This window comes from Tersicoccus sp. Bi-70 (assembly GCF_001968825.1).
Lineage (GTDB): Bacteria > Actinomycetota > Actinomycetes > Actinomycetales > Micrococcaceae > Tersicoccus.
This window is the reverse complement of the sequence record NZ_MIEU01000002.1, coordinates 613,466-636,767: the sequence shown is the minus strand read 5'-3', so window position 1 is coordinate 636,767 and position 23,302 is coordinate 613,466. Positions and strand designations below refer to the sequence as shown.

At 71.8% G+C, this 23,302-nt stretch carries 19 protein-coding genes and 1 pseudogene; 3 read left to right on the top strand and 17 right to left on the bottom strand.

What is annotated here, in order from left to right; all coding sequences use genetic code 11:
- Window positions 1-10: 10 nt before the first annotated feature.
- From nusB to BGP79_RS03080, 4 genes are all read right to left on the bottom strand, one after another.
- Window positions 11-421, bottom strand: a complete 411-nt coding sequence (gene nusB, locus BGP79_RS03095; RefSeq protein ID WP_076693136.1) for a transcription antitermination factor NusB — start codon at window positions 419-421, stop codon at window positions 11-13.
- Window positions 421-981 (bottom strand): elongation factor P, encoded by a 561-nt coding sequence (gene efp, locus BGP79_RS03090; RefSeq protein WP_076693135.1) that lies wholly within the window; start codon window positions 979-981, stop codon window positions 421-423. Before efp ends, nusB begins: the two co-directional genes overlap by 1 nt.
- Before the next feature lie 140 nt (window positions 982-1,121).
- A complete protein-coding gene (locus tag BGP79_RS03085) occupies window positions 1,122-1,877 on the bottom strand; it encodes an enoyl-CoA hydratase/isomerase family protein (RefSeq protein WP_076693134.1) in 756 nt (251 codons plus the stop codon).
- Window positions 1,878-1,884: 7 nt separating this feature from the next.
- The gene (locus BGP79_RS03080; RefSeq protein ID WP_076693133.1) at window positions 1,885-3,207 is read right to left on the bottom strand and encodes an MFS transporter; all 1,323 of its coding nucleotides are present in this window, start codon (window positions 3,205-3,207) and stop codon (window positions 1,885-1,887) included.
- 191 nt (window positions 3,208-3,398) lie between these two features.
- Between BGP79_RS03080 and BGP79_RS03075 the strand changes: the two genes are divergently transcribed.
- Window positions 3,399-4,178 (top strand): IclR family transcriptional regulator, encoded by a 780-nt coding sequence (locus tag BGP79_RS03075; protein ID WP_076693132.1) that lies wholly within the window; start codon window positions 3,399-3,401, stop codon window positions 4,176-4,178.
- Between the two features lie 16 nt (window positions 4,179-4,194).
- Here BGP79_RS03075 and aroB read toward each other — a convergent pair whose 3' ends face one another.
- The 11 genes and pseudogenes from aroB to BGP79_RS03020 all read right to left on the bottom strand — a co-directional run bounded on the left by aroB (window position 4,195) and on the right by BGP79_RS03020 (window position 17,977).
- Window positions 4,195-5,286 carry a 3-dehydroquinate synthase gene (gene aroB / locus BGP79_RS03070; protein ID WP_076693131.1) on the bottom strand — a complete coding sequence of 364 codons (1,092 nt, stop codon included), beginning with the start codon at window positions 5,284-5,286 and terminating at the stop codon, window positions 4,195-4,197.
- A complete protein-coding gene (locus BGP79_RS03065) occupies window positions 5,283-5,879 on the bottom strand; it encodes a shikimate kinase (RefSeq protein ID WP_076693130.1) in 597 nt (198 codons plus the stop codon). The genes aroB and BGP79_RS03065 overlap by 4 nt, the downstream gene beginning before the upstream one ends.
- Window positions 5,876-7,153: a chorismate synthase gene (gene aroC, locus BGP79_RS03060; RefSeq protein WP_198928406.1), complete on the bottom strand. Its 1,278-nt coding sequence runs from the start codon at window positions 7,151-7,153 to the stop codon at window positions 5,876-5,878. Before aroC ends, BGP79_RS03065 begins: the two co-directional genes overlap by 4 nt.
- A 20-nt stretch (window positions 7,154-7,173) precedes the next feature.
- Complete coding sequence (locus tag BGP79_RS03055) at window positions 7,174-8,148, bottom strand: shikimate dehydrogenase (protein ID WP_233121029.1); 975 nt, start codon at window positions 8,146-8,148, stop codon at window positions 7,174-7,176.
- Window positions 8,139-9,323, bottom strand: coding sequence for an endolytic transglycosylase MltG (gene mltG, locus BGP79_RS03050; RefSeq protein WP_076693129.1), 1,185 nt, complete (start codon window positions 9,321-9,323; stop codon window positions 8,139-8,141). Before mltG ends, BGP79_RS03055 begins: the two co-directional genes overlap by 10 nt.
- Window positions 9,320-9,868, bottom strand: coding sequence for a Holliday junction resolvase RuvX (gene ruvX / locus BGP79_RS03045; protein ID WP_076693128.1), 549 nt, complete (start codon window positions 9,866-9,868; stop codon window positions 9,320-9,322). The genes mltG and ruvX overlap by 4 nt, the downstream gene beginning before the upstream one ends.
- A complete protein-coding gene (gene alaS, locus BGP79_RS03040) occupies window positions 9,865-12,543 on the bottom strand; it encodes an alanine--tRNA ligase (protein ID WP_076693127.1) in 2,679 nt (892 codons plus the stop codon). The genes ruvX and alaS overlap by 4 nt, the downstream gene beginning before the upstream one ends.
- Before the next feature lie 52 nt (window positions 12,544-12,595).
- Window positions 12,596-12,971: pseudogene (locus tag BGP79_RS03035) on the bottom strand (DUF948 domain-containing protein); the annotation flags it as partial.
- Between the two features lie 186 nt (window positions 12,972-13,157).
- On the bottom strand, window positions 13,158-13,784 hold the full coding sequence (rpsD, locus tag BGP79_RS03030) for a 30S ribosomal protein S4 (RefSeq protein WP_076693125.1): 627 nt from the start codon (window positions 13,782-13,784) through the stop codon (window positions 13,158-13,160).
- A 323-nt stretch (window positions 13,785-14,107) separates the two neighbouring features.
- Window positions 14,108-15,517 carry a replication-associated recombination protein A gene (locus tag BGP79_RS03025; RefSeq protein WP_076693124.1) on the bottom strand — a complete coding sequence of 470 codons (1,410 nt, stop codon included), beginning with the start codon at window positions 15,515-15,517 and terminating at the stop codon, window positions 14,108-14,110.
- Window positions 15,518-15,640: 123 nt separating this feature from the next.
- Window positions 15,641-17,977, bottom strand: coding sequence for an esterase-like activity of phytase family protein (locus BGP79_RS03020; RefSeq protein WP_083701497.1), 2,337 nt, complete (start codon window positions 17,975-17,977; stop codon window positions 15,641-15,643).
- A 150-nt stretch (window positions 17,978-18,127) separates the two neighbouring features.
- Between BGP79_RS03020 and dtd the strand changes: the two genes are divergently transcribed.
- Together dtd and BGP79_RS03010 are read left to right on the top strand one after the other, a co-directional pair.
- A complete protein-coding gene (dtd, locus tag BGP79_RS03015; protein WP_076693326.1) occupies window positions 18,128-18,565 on the top strand; it encodes a D-aminoacyl-tRNA deacylase in 438 nt (145 codons plus the stop codon).
- Window positions 18,566-18,773: 208 nt separating this feature from the next.
- Window positions 18,774-19,370, top strand: a complete 597-nt coding sequence (locus BGP79_RS03010; RefSeq protein WP_076693123.1) for a hypothetical protein — start codon at window positions 18,774-18,776, stop codon at window positions 19,368-19,370.
- A gap of 65 nt (window positions 19,371-19,435) precedes the next feature.
- On the opposite strand, the gene aspS is transcribed toward BGP79_RS03010, so the two are convergent.
- The gene (aspS, locus tag BGP79_RS03005) at window positions 19,436-21,271 is read right to left on the bottom strand and encodes an aspartate--tRNA ligase (RefSeq protein WP_076693122.1); all 1,836 of its coding nucleotides are present in this window, start codon (window positions 21,269-21,271) and stop codon (window positions 19,436-19,438) included.
- A gap of 68 nt (window positions 21,272-21,339) precedes the next feature.
- Window positions 21,340-22,695 (bottom strand): histidine--tRNA ligase, encoded by a 1,356-nt coding sequence (hisS, locus tag BGP79_RS03000; RefSeq protein WP_076693121.1) that lies wholly within the window; start codon window positions 22,693-22,695, stop codon window positions 21,340-21,342.
- Window positions 22,696-23,302 lie beyond the last annotated feature (607 nt).

Here is a 23,302-nt window from a genome sequence, read left to right as displayed (position 1 = left end):
GTGCCGATCGTCAGGCGAGCAGCGTCGGCTTGAGCTGCTGCAGCCGGCCGAGCAGGCCGTTGATGAACGACGGCGAGTCGTCCGTCGAGAGTTCCCGCGCCATGGCGACGGCCTCGGCGACGGCCACGTTGTCCGGCACGTCGTCGTTGAAGAGCAGTTCCCAGGCGCCGACCCGCAGGACCACGCGGTCGACGGACGGCATCCGGTCCAGCGACCAGCCCTGCGAGTAGGTCGTGAGGTACTCGTCGATCTCGGCCTGCCGGGTGATCACCCCGTCGATGATCTGCTCGGTGTACTCCCCGTAGGTGGCCTCGGTGTTCCGCCGCCGCAGCGCGAGGATCTCCCCGGTCGGCAGCGACCGCTGCTCGGCCTCGAAGAGGATCTCGAAGGCCCGGCGCCGGGCCTTGCCGCGGGCACTCATCAGTTGACGCGGCCCAGGTAGTCGCCGTTGCGGGTGTCGACCTTGACGCGGGTGCCGGTCTCGAGGAACAGCGGCACCTGGATCTCGTAGCCGGTCTCCACGGTGGCGGGCTTGGTGCCGGCGGAGGACCGGTCGCCCTGCAGGCCCGGCTCGGTGTAGGTGATCTCGAGGACGACCGACGGCGGCAGCTCGATGTACAGGACCTCGCCGTCGTGCAGGGCGATCTGCACGGTCATGCTCTCGAGCATGAAGTTGGCGGCGTCGCCGACGGTCTCGCCGGGCACCGTCAGCTGGTCGTAGTCCGAGGTGTCCATGAAGACGAAGTCGGCGCCGTCCTGGTACAGGTACTGGTAGTCGCGCCGGTCGACGGTCGCGAAGTCCACCTTGGTGCCGGCGTTGAACGTCTTGTCGACGACCTTGCTGGTGCGGATGTTCCGCAGCTTGGTGCGGACGAAGGCACCGCCCTTGCCGGGCTTGACGTGCTGGAACTCGATGACGTTCCACAGGTTGCCCTCGAGGTTGAGGACGCTGCCGTTCTTGATGTCGTTCGTGGTAGCCACAGACCGCTCTTTCGAAGTCGTCTTCGTGATCGCCGACCCGGGGGCACCGGCGCTGCCGGCTTCCGACACGGGCACGGGTCGGCTGAAAAGCCACGGACCATCCTACAGGGCGGTCCGTCCCTCCGTGGTCGGGCCCGTCGTCAGCGGCGGTGGAAGAACGCGTCGACCCGGGTGGCGAACTCGTCGCGGTCGGTCGTCGGCCCCGGCGGTTCGGCCCGGGGCGGTGCGGTCACGGGGGCGAGGCCACGGTCGACGGCGGCCTTCGCCGCCCGCAACGACGCCGCCGAGAGGTGTTCCCAGCTCGCCAGCAGCGCGTCGAGCTCGGCCTCCAGGTCGGCATCGGCGGCCACCGTGGTGACGAGACCGATCCGCTGCGCGTCGGGCGCCGGCAACATCCGCCCGCTGTAGAGCAGGTCCTTGGTCCGGGACGGGCCCACCCGCACCGACATCCGGGTGGCGAACGTGACCGGGATCAGGATGCCGAGCCGGGCGATCGGCATGCCGATCCGGGCGGAGACGGCGGTGAGCTGCAGGTCGCACGCCAGGGCGAGCTGGCAGCCCCCGCCGGCGGCCGCGCCCTCGATCACCGCCACGGTGAGCATCGGCAGGTCCTCGACGGCCCGCAGGGCCCGCTCGACCGCCGCGAAGCTCCGGTCGACCTCGTCGGGACTCGCGCCGTGCCACTCGCGCAGGTCGGACCCGGCGCAGAAGTCCCCGCCACGGCCGCGCAGGACGACGGCGCGCAGCGACCGGCGCTCGGCGAGCCCCGCGACGACCCGCTCGAGGGCGACCCAGTCCTCGGTCCGCAGGGCATTGTGGTGCTGCCCGGATCCGACGGTGACGACAGCGACGGACCCGTCGTCCGTCACGCCGACCACCGCGGAAGCCGGCGTCATCGCGCCGTCATGCGCGGGTCGCCTCGTCGACGGGGTCCGCTCCGACCGCGGTGGCGGGGCGGGCCCGGGGCAGCAGCACGAGGGCGATCACGCTGATCACGGCGCAGATGATGATGTAGACGGAGATGGCGGTCGATCCCCCGGTGCCCTGCAGCAGCGCCGCCGCGATCAGCGGCGCCGGTCCGCCGGCGATCACGCTGGCCAGCTGGTAGCCCAGCCCCGCGCCCGTGTACCGGATGTCCGGGTCGAAGCTCTCCGCGATCAGCGCGGCCTGGGGTCCGTACTGGATGTCGTGCAGGATCAGACTGACGACCACGGCGATGCCGATCATCAGGGCATCCCCGGTGTTGAGCAGACCGAAGTACGGGAACGCGTAGACCGCTGTCGCGACGATGCCGATGCCGTAGACGAGCTTGCGGCCGAACCGGTCCGAGAGCCTGCCGAACACCGGGATGCTGATCAGCCCGATCGCGGCGGCGATGAGCGTGTCCACCAGGATCGCGTCACTGCTGAACTTCAGGTGCTTGGTCGTGTAGGTGATGACGAAGGTGATGAACAGGTAGAACGGGGCCTGCTCGGAGGTGCGGACCAGGGCCGAGAGGAGGATCTGCTTGGGCTGGCGGCGGATCGCCTCGAGGATCGGCGCGGTGACCACGTTGTCCTTCTTGCGCACCGCCTCGAACTCGGGGCTCTCGATGACGCGCATCCGCACGAAGAGGCCGACACCGATGAGGACGATGCTCAGGATGAACGGGATCCGCCAGCCGTAGGTGAGGAAGTCCGACCCGGTGATGCCGGAGACCAGGCGGACGACGCCGGTCGAGAGCACGAGGCCCAGCGGCACGCCCAGCTGGGGCCAGCTCGCCGCGAGACCGCGGCGCTCCTGGTGGCCCCACTCCATGGCGATCAGCACGGATCCGCCCCACTCGCCGCCGACGCCGATGCCCTGGACGATGCGCAGGAGGGTCAGCAGGATCGGCGCCCAGACGCCGATGGCCTGGTAGGTCGGCAGCAGGCCGATCAGCACGGTCCCGACGGCCATCAGGAACAGGGTGACCATCAGGGTGGTCTTGCGGCCGATCCGGTCACCGAAGTGGCCGAAGATCGCGGCGCCGACCGGGCGGGCCACGAAGCCGACGAACTGCGTTCCGAACGCGGCGATCACCCCGTTGAACGAGTCCTGCCCGCCGGGGAAGAACAACTGCGGGAAGACCAGCGCTGCCGCCGTGCCGTAGAGGAAGAAGTCGTACCACTCGATGGTCGTTCCGATGACGCTGGCCTGGGTCGCGCGGCGGGCGGCCTGGGCCCGGGTCACTGTCGGAGCACTCATCGTTCCTCCATCGTCGCGACTGACGTTCGCGAACTCGTATCATGGGTCACTGACCCATGATCTGGGTCACGCGACCCATGTCAACCGATGGCTCGGAGGATCTCCGCCGTCTCCCCGCCGCACGCGGAACGTACCGGCGACGCCGATAGCATGACGGGAACGACGCACCGACGAGGGAAGGTGGGCACGCCGTGCCGAGGGATGCGGGGGGAAACGCGGCGCCGCTGCTCGTGCTGGTGAAGGTGGCCGCGATCCTGCGGTGCTTCACCGTCGACGCGCCCGAGCTGACGCTCCAGGAGATCATCCGCGGTACCGGGCTCCCGGCCAGCACCTGCCAGCGACTCGTGCAGAATCTGCTGCGGGAGGGTTTTCTCGACAAGGACGAGGACACCTACCGGATCGGCATCCAGCTGGTGCGCTGGGCGGCCCCGGGCACCATCGGTCTGGACATCGTCCGGACCGTCCGGCCCATCCTGCACGCGCTGCGCGACGAGACGGGCGAGACGGCCTGCCTGTACGTGCGCGACGGCATCCACCGCACCGTGGTGGCGGTCGCCGAGACCCGGCACGTCGTGATCCGCCCGTTCCACGTCGGTCAGGTGATGCCGCTGCACGCCGGTGCACCGGGCAAGGTGTTCCTCGCCTGGGACCCCGGGGCGCGGGCGGCACTGGCGGACACCGAGCTCATGCGGTACACCGACCACACACCGCTGACGTGGCGCGAGCTGGACGACCAGGTCGCCCTCGCCCGGGAGCAGGGCTTCCTCGCCGCGTTCGGAGAGCGCCACGCCGACGTCGGTTCGATCAGCGCCCCGGTCTTCGACCACACGGGCGACCTCGCGGCGGTCCTCGGTGTCGGCTTCCCGCTGCAGCGCATCGGCCTCGAGGACGTGGCGCGGCTCGGTCCCGCGGTCGCGGACGCCGCGCAGCGGGCCAGCGTCGCGATGGGCTCGGCCACTCCGGCGCGGTGATCCGCGCCGGAGCCGATCAGTCCGCGATCTCCTGGAACGCGGTGAACAGCAGCGAGGTGTCCGGCACCTCGAGGATGCTCGGCCTGCCGAGGCCCTCGAGGACGATGAAGCGCAGCAGGTCACCGCGGGCCTTCTTGTCCCGGCGCATCCCGTCGAGCAGGGTCTTCCACCGGTCGCCGCGGTAGCTGACCGGCAGGCCGAGCAGTTCGAGGATCGTCCGGTGCCGGTCGGCGACGTCATCGGGCGTGCGTCCCACCAGCCGCCCGAGTTCCGCGGCGTACACGAGGCCGACGGAGACGGCGGCGCCGTGCCGCCACTGGTAGCGCTCGGCGAGCTCGATGGCGTGCGCGAGGGTGTGCCCGTAGTTCAGGTACTCGCGCCGGCCCGCTTCCTTCAGGTCGGTCGAGACGATGTCCGCCTTGACCCTGATGGCGCGCTCGATCAGGTCCCGCAGCACGTCCGAGCCGGGATCGGCGACCGCCTCCGGCTGCTGTTCGATGGTGTCGAGGATGACCGGGTCCGCGATGAAGCCGCACTTGACCACCTCGGCCAGGCCCGGCACCAGCTCGTTGCGCGGCAGGGTGGCGAGGGCGTCCAGGTCGGCGAGCACCGCGGCCGGCGGGTGGAACACGCCGACGAGGTTCTTGCCCTCGGAGGTGTTGATGCCGGTCTTGCCGCCGACCGCCGCGTCGACCATGCCGAGCAGGGAGGTCGGCAGGTGCACGACCTTCACGCCGCGCAGCCAGGTCGCGGCGACGAAGCCGGCGACGTCGGTGACGGCGCCACCGCCGACCGAGACGATGGCGTCGGACCGGGTGAAGTCGTTCTGTCCGAGGACCTGCCAGCAGAACGCGGCGACCTGGATGTGCTTGCCCTCCTCGGCGTCCGGGATCTCCGCCAGCAGGGCGGTGTAGCCGGCGTCGAGCAGCTGCTGGCGCACGGTCTCCCCCGTCGCCCGCAGGGCCCGCGGGTGGATGATGAGCACGCGGCGCACCCGCTCGCCGAGGACGCCGGGCAGGACGCCGAGCAGGCCACGGCCCACGTGCACGTCGTAGGTCTCGGCCGGGGTGCTCCCGGTGACCTCGATGGTGGTGGTGGCGGTGCTCACGCGTTCTCCTCCCAGTGCAGCAGGCGGTTGTTCAGTTCGATGGCGATGTCCTGGATGGGCCGTCCCGGCACGTCCAGGGTGATGTCGGCGAGCCGTTCGAAGGTGGGCCGCCGGGCCTCGTACAGCTCGGACCAGCGGCGCTGCGGGTCCGGGCGCAGCATGGGCCGGGTGAAGGTGCCGGTGATCCGGGGCAGCACCGTCTCCAGGTCCGTCTGCAGGTAGACGACGACGGTGTCGGCCAGGGCGTGCGCGACGGCCGGGTTCATCGGGGCACCGCCGCCGACGGAGAGGATCTGGGCGCCGCTGTCGGTCCCGGAGGCGTTGGCGTGCACATCATGGGCGGGCAGCCGGTGCTCGCCGAGCAGGTCGCAGATCACGTCGCGTTCCAGTTCCCGGAACCGCTCCTCGCCCTGCTCGAGGAAGATCTCCTGGATCGACCCGTGCCGGCTGACGATCACCTGGTCCGCGTCGATGAAGGTGTAGCCGAACAGGTCGGCCATCCACATGCCGAGGAAGGACTTGCCCGCGGCCATCGGGCCGATGATGACGACGGGTTTGAGCAGGGCGGCCGGATGACCCGGATGGCCCGTCATCCGGCGGCGCCATCGACGGTCGCGTCGACAGCGTGCGCGTCGTCAGCGTGCGCGTCGAGACCGGTGTCGCCGTGGCCGACGGAGTCCAGCGCGGCGGAAACGGCGTCGAGGAACGCGGTCAGGTTGCGGCGGGTCTCGGCGATCGAGTCGCCGCCGAACTTCTCGGCCACCGCGTCCGCGAGCACGAGGGCCACCATGGCCTCCGCGACGACGCCCGCGGCCGGGACGGCGCACACGTCGGAGCGCTGGTGGTGGGCCTTCGCCTCCTCCCCGGTCGCGACGTCGATGGTGCGCAGCGCGCGGGGCACGGTCGCGATGGGCTTCATCGCGGCGCGGACGCGCAGGGTGTCGCCGATGCTCATGCCGCCCTCGATGCCGCCGGCCCGGTTGGTGGAGCGGACGATGACGCCCCGCTCGTCCCGGACGATCTCGTCGTGGGCGGCCGAGCCACGGCGGGTGGCGGTGGTGAAGCCGTCGCCGACCTCGACGCCCTTGATCGCCTGGATGCCCATCAGGGCGCCGGCGAGGCGGGAGTCCAGTCGGCGGTCCCAGTGCACGTAGCTGCCGAGGCCCGGCGGCAGACCGTAGGCGAGCACCTCGACGACGCCGCCGAGGGTCTCCCCCTCCTTGTGGGCGGCGTCGACCTCGGCGACCATCGCCGCGGAGGTCGCGGGGTCGAAGCAGCGCAGCGGGTCCGCGTCCAGGGTGTCGACGTCACCGGGGGCCGGGACGGGCGCGTCCGCGGGGGCGGCGACCGTGCCGACGGCCACGGTGTGGCTGACCAGTCCGATGCCGAGCTGGTGGAGGAAGTTCGCGGCGACCGTGCCGAGAGCCACGCGGGTGGCGGTCTCCCGCGCGCTGGCTCGTTCGAGCACGGGGCGGGCCTCGTCGAACCCGTACTTCTGCATGCCGGTGAAGTCGGCGTGCCCGGGGCGGGGCCGGGTCAGCGGTGCGTTGCGGGCGAGTCCGGCGACGGCCTCCGGATCGACCGGATCGGACGCCATGATCTGTTCCCACTTGGGCCACTCGGTGTTGGCGACCTCGATCGCGACGGGGCCGCCCTGGGTCAGGCCGTGCCGGACGCCGCCGAGGACGCGCACCGCGTCCTTCTCGAAGCCCATCCGGGCACCCCGCCCGTAGCCGAGCCGGCGTCGGGCCAGCGCCGCCTGGATCTGCGCGGTCGTCACCTCGACACCGGCGGGAACGCCTTCCAGAATGCCGACCACTGCCGGCCCGTGTGATTCTCCCGCGGTCAACCAACGCATGACTGCCATCCTTTCACGCGTCGGAGCGCTCACCCGCGTCGGGGCAGGCCCACCGCGTCACACATGGCATCCACCAGCGTCGTCTCGTCGGTTCCCACCGGTGCCCCGGCCACGAACCGGTCCGGGACGAAGAGACGCACCTGCTCGACCGCCTGGTACAGCAGCATCTCCAGTCCCGGGACGATGACGCCGCCGGCCCGCGCCCAGTGGTCGGCCAGCGCCGAGGGCCACGGATCGTAGGCGGCGTCCAGCAGCACGGCACCGGGACGGACGGGGGTGTGCGCCTGGTCCATGGCGGCGGCGAGGCCGTCCGCCCCGCGCGGGGGCAGGGTGGCGACGACGAGGTCCGCCTCGGTGAGCCGGTCGACGGCGTCGTCCCAGTCGCAGAAGGTCAGCTCGACGCCGAGCCTGCGGCCGACCCGGCGGACGTTCGCGGCGCGGGAGGAGTCGCGGACGAAGACGTCGACCTCGCGGGCGTCCAGATCGGCCATGGCGGCGACGGCCGCGGTGGCGGTGCCGCCCCCGCCGAGGATCGCACCGCGCAGCCCCGAGCCGGCGCCGGCATGGGTGACGGCGTTGACGATCCCGGCGACGTCGGTGTTGTGCCCGGTCAGTTCCCGGGCCCCGGTGGGCCCGGACATCGTCACCGTGTTCACGACGCCGAGCGCCTCGGCCCGGCCGGAGAGCCGGTCGACGCGCTCGGCCGTGCCCGCCTTCAGGGGCATCGTCACGGACAGGCCGGTCCAGCCGTCCTCGGCGCGGACGCGGGCGAGCACGTCGTCGAGCTGCTCGACGGTCGTGTCGATCGCCCGGTAGTCCACGGCGACCTCGAGCACGCGGTACGCGGCCGTGTGCATCGGCGGGGACATCGAGTGCCCGATGGGGTGCCCGAGCACCGCCGCCGTGCGCCGGGACGGCGTCCCCGGCAGCGCTGACGTCGGCGTCGCGGGGCCGGCGGCGTCAGCCGTGCCGGCCCCGGACGGGTCCGGTGCGCTCAGTCGCACTTGCCGGGGTGGGCGCCGCACCAGGCGGTGTACTCGTCCACGTTGCGCTGGTGCTCCTCCAGCGTCGTCGCGTACTTCGTCTCCCCGGTGTCCAGGTTGACGGTCACCCAGTAGAAGTACGGCACCTTCTGCGGGGTCTTCGCGGCGGCGATCGCCTTGGCCCCGGGTGATCCGATGGGCCCGACCGGCAGCCCGGGATTGGCGAAGGTGTTGTACTTGTTGCTCGTGTCCTGCTTCTCCTCGTTGGAGATCTGATAGCTGCGCCGGTTGAGGCCGTAGCTGACCGTGGCGTCCGAGTCGAGGCGACCGGCGGTCTCCTTGTTGTCCGGGCCGAGCCGGTTGTAGATCGCGCCGGAGACCTTGCCGTAGTCGGCCTCGCCGGCCTCCGCCTCGATGATCGACGCGATCGTGAGCAGGCGGTACTGCTCGTTCGCGTCGGTGACGCCGGCGTCGGTGAGCGACTTCTTCGTGCTGGCCACCATCTGGTTGATGATGTCCTTCGGCTTCGCGTCCAGGGCGAACCGGTACTCACCCGGGTGCAGGTACCCCTCGAGGCTGGGCGCCTTCGCCGGCAGCCCGAACTGGCGCGGGTTCTTCGCGAGGGCCTGGAACTGGGCCACCGGGAGGCTCGTCGCCTTGGCCAGGATGGCGAAGACGTCGCTCTGGCGCAGGTTCTGGTTCACGGCCGCGTAGTGCACGGCGCTGGTCTTCGTGTCCAGCATCGCGGCCAGGGCCTCGGAGGCCTTCATCTCCTTCTTCAGCTGGTACTGGCCCGGCTGGATGAACTTGCCCCCGCCCTCGTTCTGGAGCGCCTCGTTGAAGGCCTTGGAGCTGGCGATGACGCCCTGCTGGACGAGGGTGGCACCGATCGCCTGGTTGGTGTCGCCCTTGGCGACCGTGACGATCGCGGAGTCCTTGCCGGGGCCGGGGTAGTCCGGGGTCTGGAACCGGGCCATGAACGGCAGCACGAGCGTCGTGGTGAGCACGACGATGGCCGCCGTCACGAGCGCGACGGCGGCGAGGACGACGACGGTGCGACGACGACGTACGCGTCGCGGCGGCCGGGCACGGCGATCGCGGGGCCGGCTGTCGTCGTCGTCGGGGCCGAAGCCGGGGATGGCGTCCAGGGAACCGGTGCTGGTGTCCTCGGATCGGCCGTGGGAGAGATGGCTCACGAACGGTCTCCATCATCGGGCGGGGTCTCCGCCGGGGTGGTCGGGAGGACGAGTTCACCAGGGTGTCGGCCCGCGCGCAGCCCGTCCAGGGCCTGCTGCAGGATACCGATGGCGGCGACCTGGTCGACCCGGCTGCGGTGCTTCTTCATCGGCAGGCCCGCGGCATGCAGGGAGCGGTGGGCGGACACGGTGGTCAGTCGCTCGTCGATGAGCCGCACCTCCACCGAGGGGGCATCCGGCCCACGCTGATCCGCGAGTCGGTCGGCGAGGCGCTGGGCGTAGTCCCGGGCCATCCGCGCACTCGATCCTTCCTCCCCCGCGAGGGTGCGCGGCAGTCCGACGAACACGCCGACGGCGTCGCGCGCCAGTATCTCGCCCACAATAGTCGCAATGTCGCTCTCGGCACCCGTGTCGCGGGGCACCGTGGCGACCGGTGTCGCGAGGATCAAGTGCGGGTCGCTGGCGGCGACGCCCACGCGCACGGCGCCGACGTCCACGCCGAGCCGCACGCCCGTGACGACGGCGGGCTCATCCGGACCGGTCACGCACGTCCCGCCACGGCGTCGCGGACGGCGGCCAGCGCCGCCGGGATCCTCGCGGCGTCGGATCCGCCGCCCTGCGCGATGTCGTCCTTGCCGCCACCGCCGCCGCCGAGCACGCCCGCCGCGGTGCGCACGAGCGCACCGGCCTTCACGCCGGCGGTGCGCGCGGCCTCGTTGGTCGCGACGAGCACCTGCGGCCGGTCCTTCGCGACGCCGGTGAGGGCGACGACGGCGGGGCCGGACCCGAGCCGGGAGCGCAGGTCCAGCGCGAGGGTGCGCAGGTCGTCGGCACCGGAGACCTGCCCGGCGTCGTGCGCGATCAGGCGCACGCCGTCGACGTCCTGCGCCCTGTCGACCAGGGCCGCGGCGGACGCGGCGAGCGACGCGGCGCGCAGCCGGTCGAGCTCCTTCTCCACGGCCTTGAGCCTGGTCAGGGTCGCGGCGAGCCGCTCGGGCAGCTGCGGGGAGGGCACCTTGAGCATGTCGGAGAGCTCGGTGACCAGGGCCCGCTCGGCGGCCATGTGCCGGAACGCCTCCATGCCGACGAACGCCTCGACGCGGCGGTTGCCGGAGCCGACGGACTGCTCGCCGAGCAGGGTGAGCGAGCCGATCAGGGACGTCGAGTCGACGTGCGTGCCACCGCAGAGCTCGCGGGACCAGGCGCCGTCGATCTCGACGACGCGCACGGTGTCGCCGTAGTTCTCGCCGAAGAGGGCGGTGGCGCCCAGCGCCTTCGCCTCGGCCAGCGGCATCACGCGGGTGATGACGTCGTGATTGCCCCGGATCGCGAGGTTGCTGACCTCCTCGACCTCGCTGCGGGCGGCGGCCGACATCTGCTCGCCCCATGCGAAGTCGAACCGCAGGTAGCCGGCCTTGTTGAAGGAGCCGCGCTGCAGGGCCTCGGGCCCGAGCACCTGGTGCAGGGCCGCGTGGACGAGGTGGGTGCCGGTGTGCGCCTGCTCGCCGGCTCGGCGTCGCTCCCGGTCCACGTCGGCCGTCGCCACCGCACCCGGGTAGACCTCGCCCTCGCGGACGATCGCCTTGTGCACGCTCAGCCCCTTGACCGGGGCCTGCACGTCGGTCACCTCGAGGACCCAGCCGTCACCGGTGATCAGGCCGGTGTCGGCCGCCTGGCCACCGCCCTCGGCGTAGAACGGGGTCTCCTCGAGAACGATCTCGATCTGCTCGCCGGCGCGGGCGCTGCCGCTGAGCACTCCGTCGCTGATCAGGCTGCGCACGCGCGACCCGGTGGTCAGCTCGTCGTAGCCCGTGAAGGTGGTGCCACCCTCGGACAGCAGGTCCCGGTAGACGCTCAGGTCCACGCCGCCGGACTTCTTGCCCTTGGCGTCGGCGCGGGCGCGGTCGCGCTGCTCCGCCATCAGCGTGCGGAATCCGGTCTCGTCGACGCTCAGCCCGGCCTCGGCCGCCATCTCGAGGGTCAGGTCGATCGGGAAACCGTACGTGTCGTGCAGGCTGAACGCGTCCTGGCCGGACAGCGGGGTGCCGGCAGCGCGGGAGGCCGAGACGGCCTCGTCCAGCCGGGCCGTGCCCGAGGCGATGGTGCGCAGGAACGCCTTCTCCTCGGCGTACGCGATGCGGCTGATCCGCGCGAAGTCGGCCTCGACCTCGGGGTAGGTGCCCTTCATGGCGTCCCGGGAGGCGGGCAGCAGCTCGGGCAGGCAGGGCTGCTCGACGCCGAGCAGGCGCATGGCACGCACCGCGCGGCGGATCAGGCGCCGCAGGATGTAGCCGCGGCCCTCGTTGGAGGGCGAGACGCCGTCGGCGATGAGCATCAGGGCGGACCGGACGTGGTCCGCGACCACGCGCAGCCGCACGTCGTCGTCGTACGACGGGTCGTTCCTGTCCTCGGTGGAGGTGTACTCCTTGCCGGACAGGCGGGCGGCGGCGTCGAGCACGGGACGGACCTGGTCCGTCTCGTACATGTTCTCGACGCCCTGCAGGATCATGGCGAGCCGCTCGACGCCGAGACCGGTGTCGATGTTCTTCTTCGGCAGCTCCCCGAGGATCGGGAAGTCGTACCCGCTGCCCTCACCCCGCTGGTACTGCATGAACACGAGGTTCCAGATCTCGATGTACCGGGTGTCGTTGGCCTCCGGGCCGCCGCCGACGCCGTACTGCTCACCGCGGTCGTAGAAGATCTCCGAGTCCGGGCCGGCGGGGCCGGGCTGGCCGGTGTGCCAGTAGTTGTCCTCCATGCCGAGGCGCTGGATCCGCTCGGCGGGAACGCCGATCTTGTCCTGCCAGATGGAGGCCGCCTCGTCGTCGTCCAGGTACACGGTGACCCAGAGCCGCTCGGGGTCCAGCCCGAAGCCGCCGTCGGCCACCGGGGTGGTCAGCAGCTCCCACGCGAACGTGATCGCGCCTTCCTTGAAGTAGTCGCCGAAGGAGAAGTTGCCGGCCATCTGGAAGAAGGTGCCGTGGCGGGCGGTCTTGCCGACCTCGTCGATGTCCAGGGTGCGGATGCACTTCTGCACGCTGGTGGCCCGCGACCAGGGCGGAGTCTGCCGGCCGGTCAGGTACGGGATGAACGGCACCATGCCGGCGATGTTGAACATCACGGTCGGGTCCGACGAGACCAGCGACGCCGAGGGCACCACCTCGTGCCCGCGCGTGGCGAAGAACGACTTCCAGCGATCGGTGATCTCGTGAGTCTTCATGGTCGGAGGGCGGTCCTTCGCGTGGTCGGGATGAGGAGGGGTCAGACGGTGGGCGGCTGCGGCGGCACGGTGCCGCCGGCGCCCTGGCGCGCGTCGCGTGCGGTGCGACGGCGCTGCCCGAGGGCGGCCAGCCGACCGAGGGGCGTGCCGATCAGGGCGGCGACGCTGGCCGAGAGGGCCGAGAGGCTCGCGGCGGTGGCCGCGAGGTGTCGGGAGATGTCGTCGACGCGGCGCAACTGCTCGTGGGTGGTCACGACGGTGCCGGTGACCTCCTGCAGCAGGGGCGTCGTCTCGTCACTGACGCCACGGATGGCGCGCCGCGCCTCGTCGAACACCGCGCCGAGCTTGAGGATCGGGACCGCCAGGAGGATGACGAGCACGGCGAAAACGCCGGCGGCGATCAGCCCGGCGATGTCACCACCAGTCATCGTCTCTCCTCGGGTCGTGCGGACGCCTCTGCCCTGCGCTCTCGTGTGCCGTCCGCTGCGACGGCGACGGCCCCGGTCCACTCTAGATCGTGGGCCGTGGAGCGACGAACAGTGGCGGGTGGCCCGGAGCACGAACAGCCCGCGGCGTGAGCCGCGGGCTGTTCGGGTGCTTCGTGGGAGTGCGGGTCAGCGAGCGTAGTACTCGACGACCAGCTGCTCCTCGCAGGTCACGGGGACCTCGGAGCGCTTCGGGCGCCGCACGAGGCGGGCCTGCAGCTTCTCCAGCGAGACGTCCAGGTATCCCGGCAGCGTCGGCAGCACGTCGCGGTGTGCACCCGCGGCGGCGACCTGGAAGGGGGTCATCGTCTCACTGCGCTCGTGCACGTGGATGGTCTGACCCTCCTTCACGCGGAACGAGGGGATGTCCACGCGACGGCCGTCCACCATGATGTGGCGGTGGGTGACCATCTGGCGGGCCTGAGCCATGGTCCGGGCGAAGCCGGAACGCAGGACGAGGGCGTCCAGACGCATCTCGAGCAGCTCGATGAGGTTTTCACCGGTCAGGCCGCTGGTGCGGCGAGCCTCGACGAAGACCCGCTCCAGCTGCTTCTCGCGGATGCCGTACTGGGCGCGCAGGCGCTGCTTCTCGCGCAGGCGGACCGCGTAGTCGGAGTCCTGCTTGCGGCGGGCACGACCGTGCTCACCCGGCGGGTACGGACGACGCTCGAAGTACTTGGCGGCCTTCGGCGTCAGGGCGATCCCGAGGGCTCGGGACTTGCGCGCCTGGCGGCGCACACGTGCTTGTGCAGTCACGTCTACCTTTCATGGTTGCGGTGGCCGGCCGAGACGCAGAAACTGCGGATCGGTCGACTCATGTCTGTGTGGTCTGGCCTCCGTCGCGGTCCGGTCGGCGCGTCGCCGGCGACCTGGGTCGTCGATGTCGTTCCGTCCGGCCGTGGAGCGGAGAGCGTGGAGCAGCCGCTACCCGTGCTACAACCGCCACGCGCCCATGGATTCGGGCCCGGTTCATCACCGGGTTCGAACGCCAGGAGGTGTGGTGGCTTGCCAGCCAACCGGTCCATCCTACCCCACCGGCCCCGTTCCCTCCGCCGGGGCGGGACGGTCCTGATGACGCGTCAGTTCCGTCCGCGCAGGATCTGCCTCAGCCGGTCCAGGCGGGCCCCGATGTCGCGCTCGACGCCGCGATCGGTCGGCTGGTAGTACTCGCGTCCCACCAGGTCGTCCGGCGCGTACTGCTGGGCGGCCACCCCGTGCGGGGCGTCGTGGCTGTACCGGTAGCCCTTGCCGTGGCCGAGTTGCTTCGCCCCCGGGTAGTGCGCATCGCGCAGGTGCGCCGGCACGGACTGTCCCCGGCCGGCGCGGATGTCGGCGATCGCGGCGTCGATGCCGAGGTAGGCGGCGTTGGACTTCGGCGCGGTCGCGAGGTGGACGACGGCCTCGGCGAGGACGATCCTGCCCTCGGGCATGCCGATCAGCTGCACGGCCTGGGCGGCGGCGACGGCGGTCTGCAGCGCGGAGGGGTCCGCCATGCCGACGTCCTCGGACGCGGAGATCACCAGGCGCCGGGCGATGAACCGGGGGTCCTCCCCCGCCTCGACCATCCGCGCCAGGTAGTGCAGGGCGGCGTCGACGTCGGAGCCGCGGATCGACTTGATCAGCGCGCTGGCGACGTCGTAGTGCCCGTCCCCGGCCCGGTCGTAGCGCACGGACGCCTTGTCGAGGGCCTGCTCGGCGTGGTGGAGGGTGACCGCGATGGGACCGTCCTCGTCCTCCTCGGCCCCACCCGCGCGTGCCTCGACGGCCTCGGCGAAGGCCACGCCGGCCGCCGCCTCGAGCGAGGTCAGCCCCCGCCGCGCGTCGCCGCCGGCCAGGCGCACGAGGTGATCCATCGCGTCGTCGTCGACGGCGACGGTCCCGTCCAGGCCCCGCGGGTCCGCCACCGCGCGGCGCAGCAGGCCGGTGATGTCCTCGTCCGTGAGCGACCGCAGGGTCAGCAGGAGCGAGCGGGACAGCAGCGGGGACACCACGGAGAAGGACGGGTTCTCGGTGGTGGCGGCGACGAGCACGACCCACCGGTTCTCGACGCCGGGCAGCAGCGCATCCTGCTGGGCCTTGTTGAACCGGTGGATCTCGTCGAGGAAGAGCACGGTCGTGGTGCCGTGCAGGTCCCGGTTGGTCAGGGCGTCGTCCATCACCTTCCGCACGTCCTTGACGCCGGCGGTGATGGCGGAGAGTTCGACGAAGCGGCGGCCGCCGGCGCGGGCGATGACGTTCGCGATGGTGGTCTTGCCGGTCCCGGGAGGCCCCCACAGGATCACCGAGGAGGGGCCGGTGGGGCCCGCCTGGCTGCCGGAGAGCACCCGCAGGGGTGAGCCGTCACGGAGCAGGTGCTGCTGCCCGACGATCTCCTCGACGCTGCGCGGGCGCATGCGCACGGCCAGGGGCTGCCGCTCACGGCCGCGTCGCGGGGCGACGACGTCGTCGTCGGACTCGTCGTCGGAGGCGGCGCTGAAGAGATCCTGCACGTCCTTCAGGCTACGTCCCCGCACCGACGGAAGCCGACGCGCCGCCGGCTCATCGGACCGACGACGCACCACGGACCGGCGGAGGGCGATGCCTCCGCCGGCCCGTGGCAGGCCTGCCGGATGTCAGCGGCCGGTGACCGCCTGGACGCCGAGGTCCGGGTTGTCGGTGAACACGTTGTCCAGCCCGGCATCGAGGAAGGTGCGGATCTCGCCGACCAGGTCACCGGGGGACGCCGGGTCGGTCCCGCGCCGGAAGTCGGCCGGCAGGAACTGGTTCTCGCGCCGGAAGGTCCAGCCGGTCACCGTGAGCCCCGCCCGGTGCGCGTCCCGGATCGCCGCGGTCGGCGTCCCGAGGGTGCCGTCGGCGTTGCGCGGGATCATGACGTCCTTGCAGAAGCTGACGTCGTCGGCGTAGCGGGCGATCTGCCGCAGCCCGGCCGCCGTGATCAGTTCCGCATAGCTGCGCGGGGTGCCGGCGGCGGTCAGGTCGAACGGCCCGCCCGAGCAGTCGACGAGCTGGCTCAGCGTCACCGGGGTCTTCCGGTTCAGTGCCTTGAGGTTGCGGGTCTCGAAGCTCTGGATGATCACCGGGGCGTGCGGGCGGTTCAGCTCCGCCGCGGTCAGCTCCGCGACCAGGCGATCCTCGAGCGGCAGCCCGAGGGAGGCGAAGTAGGTCGGGTGCTTCGTCTCCGGTGCGACGCCGACCTGCTTGCCGGCGCAGGTGCGCGAGTGGCGAGCCAGGTCGAGGACCTCGGCGAGGGTCGGCACCCGGTACATCCCGTTGTAGACGGTGTTCTGCGGCCGCACCTTCGGCAGCCGCTCGACCGCGCGCAGGGTGCGCAGCTCGGCGAGCGTGAAGTCCTCGGTGAACCAGCCGGTCAGCTTCGTCCCGTCGACGGTCTTCGTGGTGCGCCGGTCGGCGAACTCGGGGTGGCTCGCGACGTCGGTCGTGCCGCTGATCTCCGGCTCGTGCCGGTCGACGAGGACGCCGTCCTTCGTGGTCACCACGTCGGGCTCGATGACGTCCGCGCACTGCCGGATCGCCAGCTCGTAGGCCGCCAGGGTGTGCTCGGGCCGGTAGCCGCTCGCACCGCGGTGGCCGATCACGGTGGCCGTGTGCGCCGGAACGGAGACCCGGGCGGCCGGGTCGATGACGATCATCTCGGTGTCGTCCGGCGTGCCCGGGTGCCGGGCCGCGTTGCCGGGGTAGTTGTTGTCGTTGGCCAGCATGAGGGTGCCGTTGCGCAGGGGCACGAGGGTCTCGACGGACTGGTAGCTGAAGGCGTAGGTGTCACCGGTCCCCCAGCCGCCACCGGCGCTGATGCCGGCCGGATCGGTGATCCGCAGCAGATCGGCGACGAGGGTCTTGGCCAGGCCGCCCGTGCCGTCGTTCTTGCCGAGCTCGACCCGGTAGATCCGCTTGGTGACGGCCGCATCCCCGTCGAAGTCGTCCCGCTCGAGGATGAGCAGGCTGCCGTCGCGGGTCATCTGGGCGTCGCCGACGAGGTTGTCGTCGGTGTCCACCCGGTAGGTCCACGTGCGTCCCGTGTAGCGGCCGGTGCGGGTGTCGATCTGCGAGATGATGCGGGCCCGGGGATCAGCGGCCGTGGTGGTCGACTTCTCCAGCACCGGGTAGAGGAACCTGCCGTCGGGCGACGCCGCCATGCCCTCGAAACCGCCACTCGCCCTGGTGGCCGGGGCAGTGCCGCCCAGGTGCGGGTTCTGCGGCGAGCCGCCGCCCGGGAAGGACAGGGGTGCCTGCAGCAGCCGGCCGCGCGCGTCGACGTGCAGGACGAAGGGGCCGAACTCCTCCCCGATCCAGAAGCTGCCGTTCGCGCCCTTCTGCAGGGACTCGATGTCGAAGTCGCCGCCCGTGAGCTGCCGCCCGGCGCTGCTCTCGTTGACGATCGGGAAGCCGGCCCGGTGACGCGGGTCGGCGAGGGTGACGGAGCGGAGCACCTCCACCTGGCCGGTCCCTCCGCCGGCCTTCTTCCAGTGGGGCTTGACCAGGTAGATCCGCAGCAGGAAGTCCGCCGAGTTGGTCTTCGCGCCGAACCCGTTGTCCGGCATGGCCCAGAACGTCCCGTCACCGTTGTCCACGGCGGCGGAGAAGCCGGGGATGACCTGGCCGGCGAACGGACCGGTGCGCCCGTTGACCGGGCCGTTCGGAGTGGCCTTCGCGCCGGACGGCGGCCCGGGCTCCAGGTGATCGGCGGACAGGATGGCGCGGGCGAGCAACCGCGGCGCGGTGGCCCTGCCGGTGGGCTGCGGCCGGCGAGAGTCCTGAGAGGCCCTGTCGGCCGTCGCGGGCGCCTTCGCGGCCGGTGCGGCCTGGGCGGGACCGGCGGCGACGCCGGCCAGGGCGGACGCCGCGACGACGGCGGCGAGCGTGCCGCCGGTGACCCGGCGGAGGAGACCGCCGGGATTTCGGCGGGGACGAGCGGGGGTGATCTGATCCATGGTGCGCTCCTGGGGGAATCGCGGATGATGATGACCGTCCGATCCCAGCACCACGGGGTGGCCGCGGGGAAGCCCCGTCGTGACGTCAGGGTGAACGGGGGACGCCGGCATCGCCGCATCGCGATCGAGGTCGCATGCGAGACTGCCGGGATGCGAGCCGTCCTGCAGCGAGTGAATCGGGCCCGGGTGACCGTCGACGGCGCCGTCGTCGGCGCGATCGAGTCACCGGGACTGCTCGTGCTGCTCGGCGTCACGCACGAGGACACGGCGCAGACGGCGGCGACCATGGCCGAGAAGTGCTGGCGGCTGCGCATCCTCGACGGCGAGGTCTCGTGCGCCGACGCCGGCGCCCCCCTGCTGGTCGTCAGTCAGTTCACGCTCTACGGCGACGTCCGCCGGGGTCGGCGCCCGTCCTGGAGCCGCGCGGCCGGGCGTGAGCACAGCGAGCCGATGTACGAGCGGTTCGTGGCCGAGCTGCGGGACCGGGGCGCCCGGGTCGAGACCGGTGTCTTCGGCGCGACGATGGACGTCGAGTCCGTCAACAGCGGCCCGTTCACCGTCCTCGTCGACAGCGCCGAGCTCGCCTGATCGGTCACCACGAGCGTCCTCGCCCGTCGCGTCGGGCTGCGGCCACGCCGAGCGGCGGCCCCCTCGCCTCTTGACGAGCCACCGAGGACGGGTGAGCATCGTGCATCGAGTGACGCGCCGGGGGGCAGCGATCCGGGTCGAGACGTGGGGAGACTGCGTGGCGCGACGGAGCGGCACCATACTGAACGGCGCCCTGCCGAATGGTGCCATGACCGCTGTCCTCGCGGCCGGACTCGCGGTCGCCCTCTCCGGGTGCACGGCCATCACGGAGCAGCCTCGCGTGCAGGATGCCGTCGCGGTCGATGCGGCGGCACCGGCGACCACCTCGGCCTTGAGCGGGAGCTGGGCGACCGGGTACCCGCGACTGACCGACCTGGTCGAGGCCGCCGACGTCGTCGTGATCGGGACGGTGCTGCCGGGAGGCCGCACGACCGTCATCGAGGGCCTGCCCTACCTGGACGTCCGCGTCGCCGTCACCCGCTGGGTCGCCGGTCGCGCCGGGGTGACCGGCACCCTGACGGTCCGGCAGACCGGCGGGGTCATCGGCGGACGGGAGGTCTCCGTCGAGGGTGATCCCGTGATGCATGCCGGTGAGCGGGCGATCTTGTTCCTCGATCGGGCCGTCGACGGCCGGCGGGCGGTGCTCGGCGGCCCCACGGGGCGGCTGGTCATCGACGACGACGAGCGGGTCCGGACCCTCCCCGGCACCAGCCTCACCGAGGCCCTGCCCGACAGGCTCAGCGCCGTCGTCGCCGCCGTCCGAGCCGCACCGCCCTCCCCCACGACGACGCCAGCTCGTCGTTAGATGTCCACCGAGCCCCCTCATCGGGGCCGGATGCTGCATCTCTCGACGAGCTGGCGGGTGGTGGGCTATTTCTCGGTGTTCCCGGAAGGCTCGGTCTTGATGCCGGTGCCGCCCTCGGGCTCGTTCTTCGCCGCCTGCGACTTGGGCTCGGGCTTGGCATCGACGCCGGCCTCCTTGCGCTGCTCCGGGGTGATCGGGGCGGGCGCGGCGGTCAGCGGGTCGTACCCGCCGCCGGTCTTCGGGAACGCGATGACCTCACGGATCGAGTCGTAACCGGCCAGCAGCGCGACGACGCGGTCCCAGCCGAACGCGATACCGCCGTGCGGCGGGGCGCCGAACTTGAAGCCCTCGAGGAGGAAGCCGAACTTCTCCTGCGCCTCGGCCTCGCTCAGACCCATCACCGCGAACACGCGTTCCTGCACGTCGCGGCGGTGGATACGGATGGAGCCGCCGCCGATCTCGTTGCCGTTGCAGACGATGTCGTAGGCGTAGGCCAGGGCCGAACCCGGGTCGGTGTCGAACGTGTCCACGAACTCCGGCTTGGGCGACGTGAAAGCGTGGTGGACGGCGGTCCACGCGCCGTGCCCGACGGCGACGTCACCGGAGGCGACGGCGTCGGCGGCCGGCTCGAACAGCGGCGCGTCGACGACCCACACGAACGCCCAGTCGCCGTCCTTGATGAGCCCCGTGCGGTGGCCGATCTCGACGCGCGCCGCGCCGAGCAGCGCGCGGGAGGACTTGGCGTCGCCCGCGGCGAAGAAGATGCAGTCACCGGCGGAGGCACCGACGGCGTCGGCGAGGCCGGCCCGCTCGTTGTCGGTCAGGTTCTTCGCGACCGGGCCGGTCAGCTCCCCGCCCTCCTGCACGAGCACGTAGGCCAGGCCCTTCGCGCCACGCTGCTTGGCCCACTCCTGCCAGGCGTCGAGCGTGCGCCGCGGCTGGGAGGCGCCACCGGGCATCACCACGGCACCCACGTACGGCGCCTGGAAGACGCGGAAGGTGGTGTCCTTGAAGAAGGTGGTCAGCTCGGTCAGCTCGAGGTCGAACCGCAGGTCCGGCTTGTCCGAGCCGTACTTCGCCATCGCGTCGGCGTAGGTCATCCGCGCGATCGGCAGCGGGATCTCGACGTCGATCAGCTTCCACAGCGCCGAGACGATCTGCTCGCCGAGGGCGATGATGTCGTCCTGCTCGACGAAGGACGCCTCGATGTCCAGCTGCGTGAACTCGGGCTGCCGGTCGGCGCGGAAGTCCTCGTCGCGATAGCAGCGGGCGAGCTGGTAGTACTTCTCGATCCCGCCGACCTGGAGCAGCTGCTTGAACAGCTGCGGCGACTGCGGCAGGGCGTACCAGCTGCCCGGCGCCAGCCGCGCCGGCACCAGGAAGTCGCGGGCACCCTCGGGCGTGGACCGGGTCAGGGTCGGGGTCTCGACCTCGGTGAACCCGTCGTCGTGCAGCAGGTCCCGCGCGACCTTGTTGGCTGCCGAGCGCAGCCGCATCGCCGCGGCGGGGCCGGGGCGGCGCAGGTCGAGGTAGCGGTGGCGCAGGCGCGCCTCCTCGCCGACCTCGACGTGTTCGTCGACCTGGAACGGCAGCGGGGCGGAGGTGTTGAGGACGACGACGTCGTCGGCCATCAGCTCGACCTCGCCGCTGGGCAGCGCCGGGTTCTCGTTGCCCTCGGGCCGGCGCTCGATCACGCCCGTGACCTGCAGGACGAATTCGTTGCGCAGGCCGTGGAAGACGCTCTCGTCACGGACGACCACCTGGACGATGCCGCTCGCGTCCCGCAGATCGACGAACGCGACGCCGCCGTGATCCCGCCGGCGGGCGACCCAGCCGGCGACGGTGACGGTCTGTCCGATCTGCTGGGCCGACAGGGAGCCGGCCTCATGGGTGCGCAGCACAGGGGTCCTTCCGAAGAACGAGGGAAATGTCCGGTCGAGTCTACCGACCGCGGGGTGGAGGGGGTGGGTCAGGCGCCGGGGACGACGCGCGGCAGCAGGTCGTCGGCGGGCGGGGTCCAGATCTGCGGGTCGGCGGCCACCTGCTCGCCGGAGCGGATGTCCTTGACCTCGTGCCGGACCGCGCCGTCGTCGTCCACCGAGGTGAACCAGACGAAGGGGATGCCGCGGCGGTCGGCGTACTTGATCTGCTTGCCGAACTTCGCGGCGGTCGCGGCGACCTCGGTGGGGACACCACGCGCCCGCAGGAGCGTGGCGACGTCGTCGGCGGCGGCCCAGCCGTCCTCGTCGGCGAGGCTGACCAGCACCGCGGTGGGCACCGGTCGGCTCGCGACGGCGAGCTTCTGGGCGAGCACGCGCGCGAGCAGTCGGGTGACACCGACCGAGAGGCCCACGCCGGGGAAGCGGCGGTCGCCCTTGACGGCGAGGGCGTCGTAGCGGCCGCCCGAGCAGATCGAGCCGAGCGACTCGTGGCCCACCAGCACGGTCTCGTAGACGGTGCCGGTGTAGTAATCGAGGCCGCGGGCGATGGACAGGTCGGCGACGACCCGGCCCGGGGCGCGACGGCTGGCGAGCCCGATCACCTCGGCGAGCTCGGACAGGCCCTGCTCGAGCAGCGGGTGCTCGACGCCGAGCGCGCGGACCTGCTCGACGAAACCGGTGTCCGGGGTGCGGATCGCCGCCAGGCGCAGCGCGGCGCGGGCCTGCTCCTCGGTGGCACCGGCCGTCTCGACCAGTTCGGTGACGACGCCGCTCTCGCCGATCTTCTCCAGCTTGTCGACGGCGCGGAGCACGGCGGTGGGATCAGTGAGGCCGAGGCCGCGATAGAAGCCCTCGGCCAGCTTGCGGTTGTTGATGCGGATGACGAAGTCACCGATCGGCAGCGCGTCGAGCGCCTCGGCCGCGATCAGGGCCATCTCGACGTCGTACACGAAGGGCAGGTCGCCGTCGCCGACGACGTCGATGTCCGCCTGGGTGAACTCGCGGGCCCGGCCCTCCTGGGGCCGCTCCCCGCGCCAGCACTTCTGGATCTGGTAGCGGCGGAACGGGAAGGAGAGGTAGCCGGCGTTCTCGACGACGTACCGGGCGAACGGGACGGTCAGGTCGAAGTGCAGGGCCAGCTGCTGCGGGTCGGTGCGGCCGCCGCGCTCGTCGTCGTCGGCCTGCAGCCGGCTGACGGCGTAGACCTCCTTGTCGATCTCGCCCTTCTGCAGCAGCGAGCCGACGGTCTCCACGGCACGGGTCTCGAGCGAGGAGAAGCCGTGCAGTTCGAAGGTGCGGCGCAGGCTGTCGAGCACGTGCAGCTCCACCACCCGTTCGGCCGGAAGGAGTTCCGTGAAGCCGGACAGGGATGCTTGACGGGCCATGGAGCGGCAACACCTTTCGATTCGCGACGTCGGATCCGATGACATGCCGGGGCATGCCATGGCGCGCCTGACAGTCTATTGCGCGCGGCCCATCCGCTCCCAACCGTGCTGCTCTGGGGGCCGACGGACCCGGGGAAATCTCCTTCACGACGCCGATGCGACGCCCGACGCTGTGACGCTAGACTCAGGCTTCTGAGTCATGTCGCCGGTGCCTGTCTTCGGCAGTATCCGCCCGTCCGGGTGCCGGTGCAGATCCGAGAAGGAAGTTTCAGCGGTGACACACAGTCAGCAATCCGACGAACGCAGCGTCCGCCCCGACGAGCAGCACGAGGAACGGTTCGACGCGACCGCGGAGCCCACGGGCTCGTCCGCCGCCGTGGACGGTGCTCAGCCCTCCACCGGCGGCAGCACCCAGCCCCCCAGCGAGGCCGGCGCCCAGCCCTCCGCTTCGGCTGAGGAGCCCACGGCGATCGGCACCTCCCCTGAGCCGGACGCCGGGGAGACCGGGTCCAGCGATCTCCCGGACACCGGTCGCCACGAGAACGACCAGCCGACCACCTTCACGGAGGACACGGACGCCGCGGACGGAGCGGAGCCGCCGGCCGAG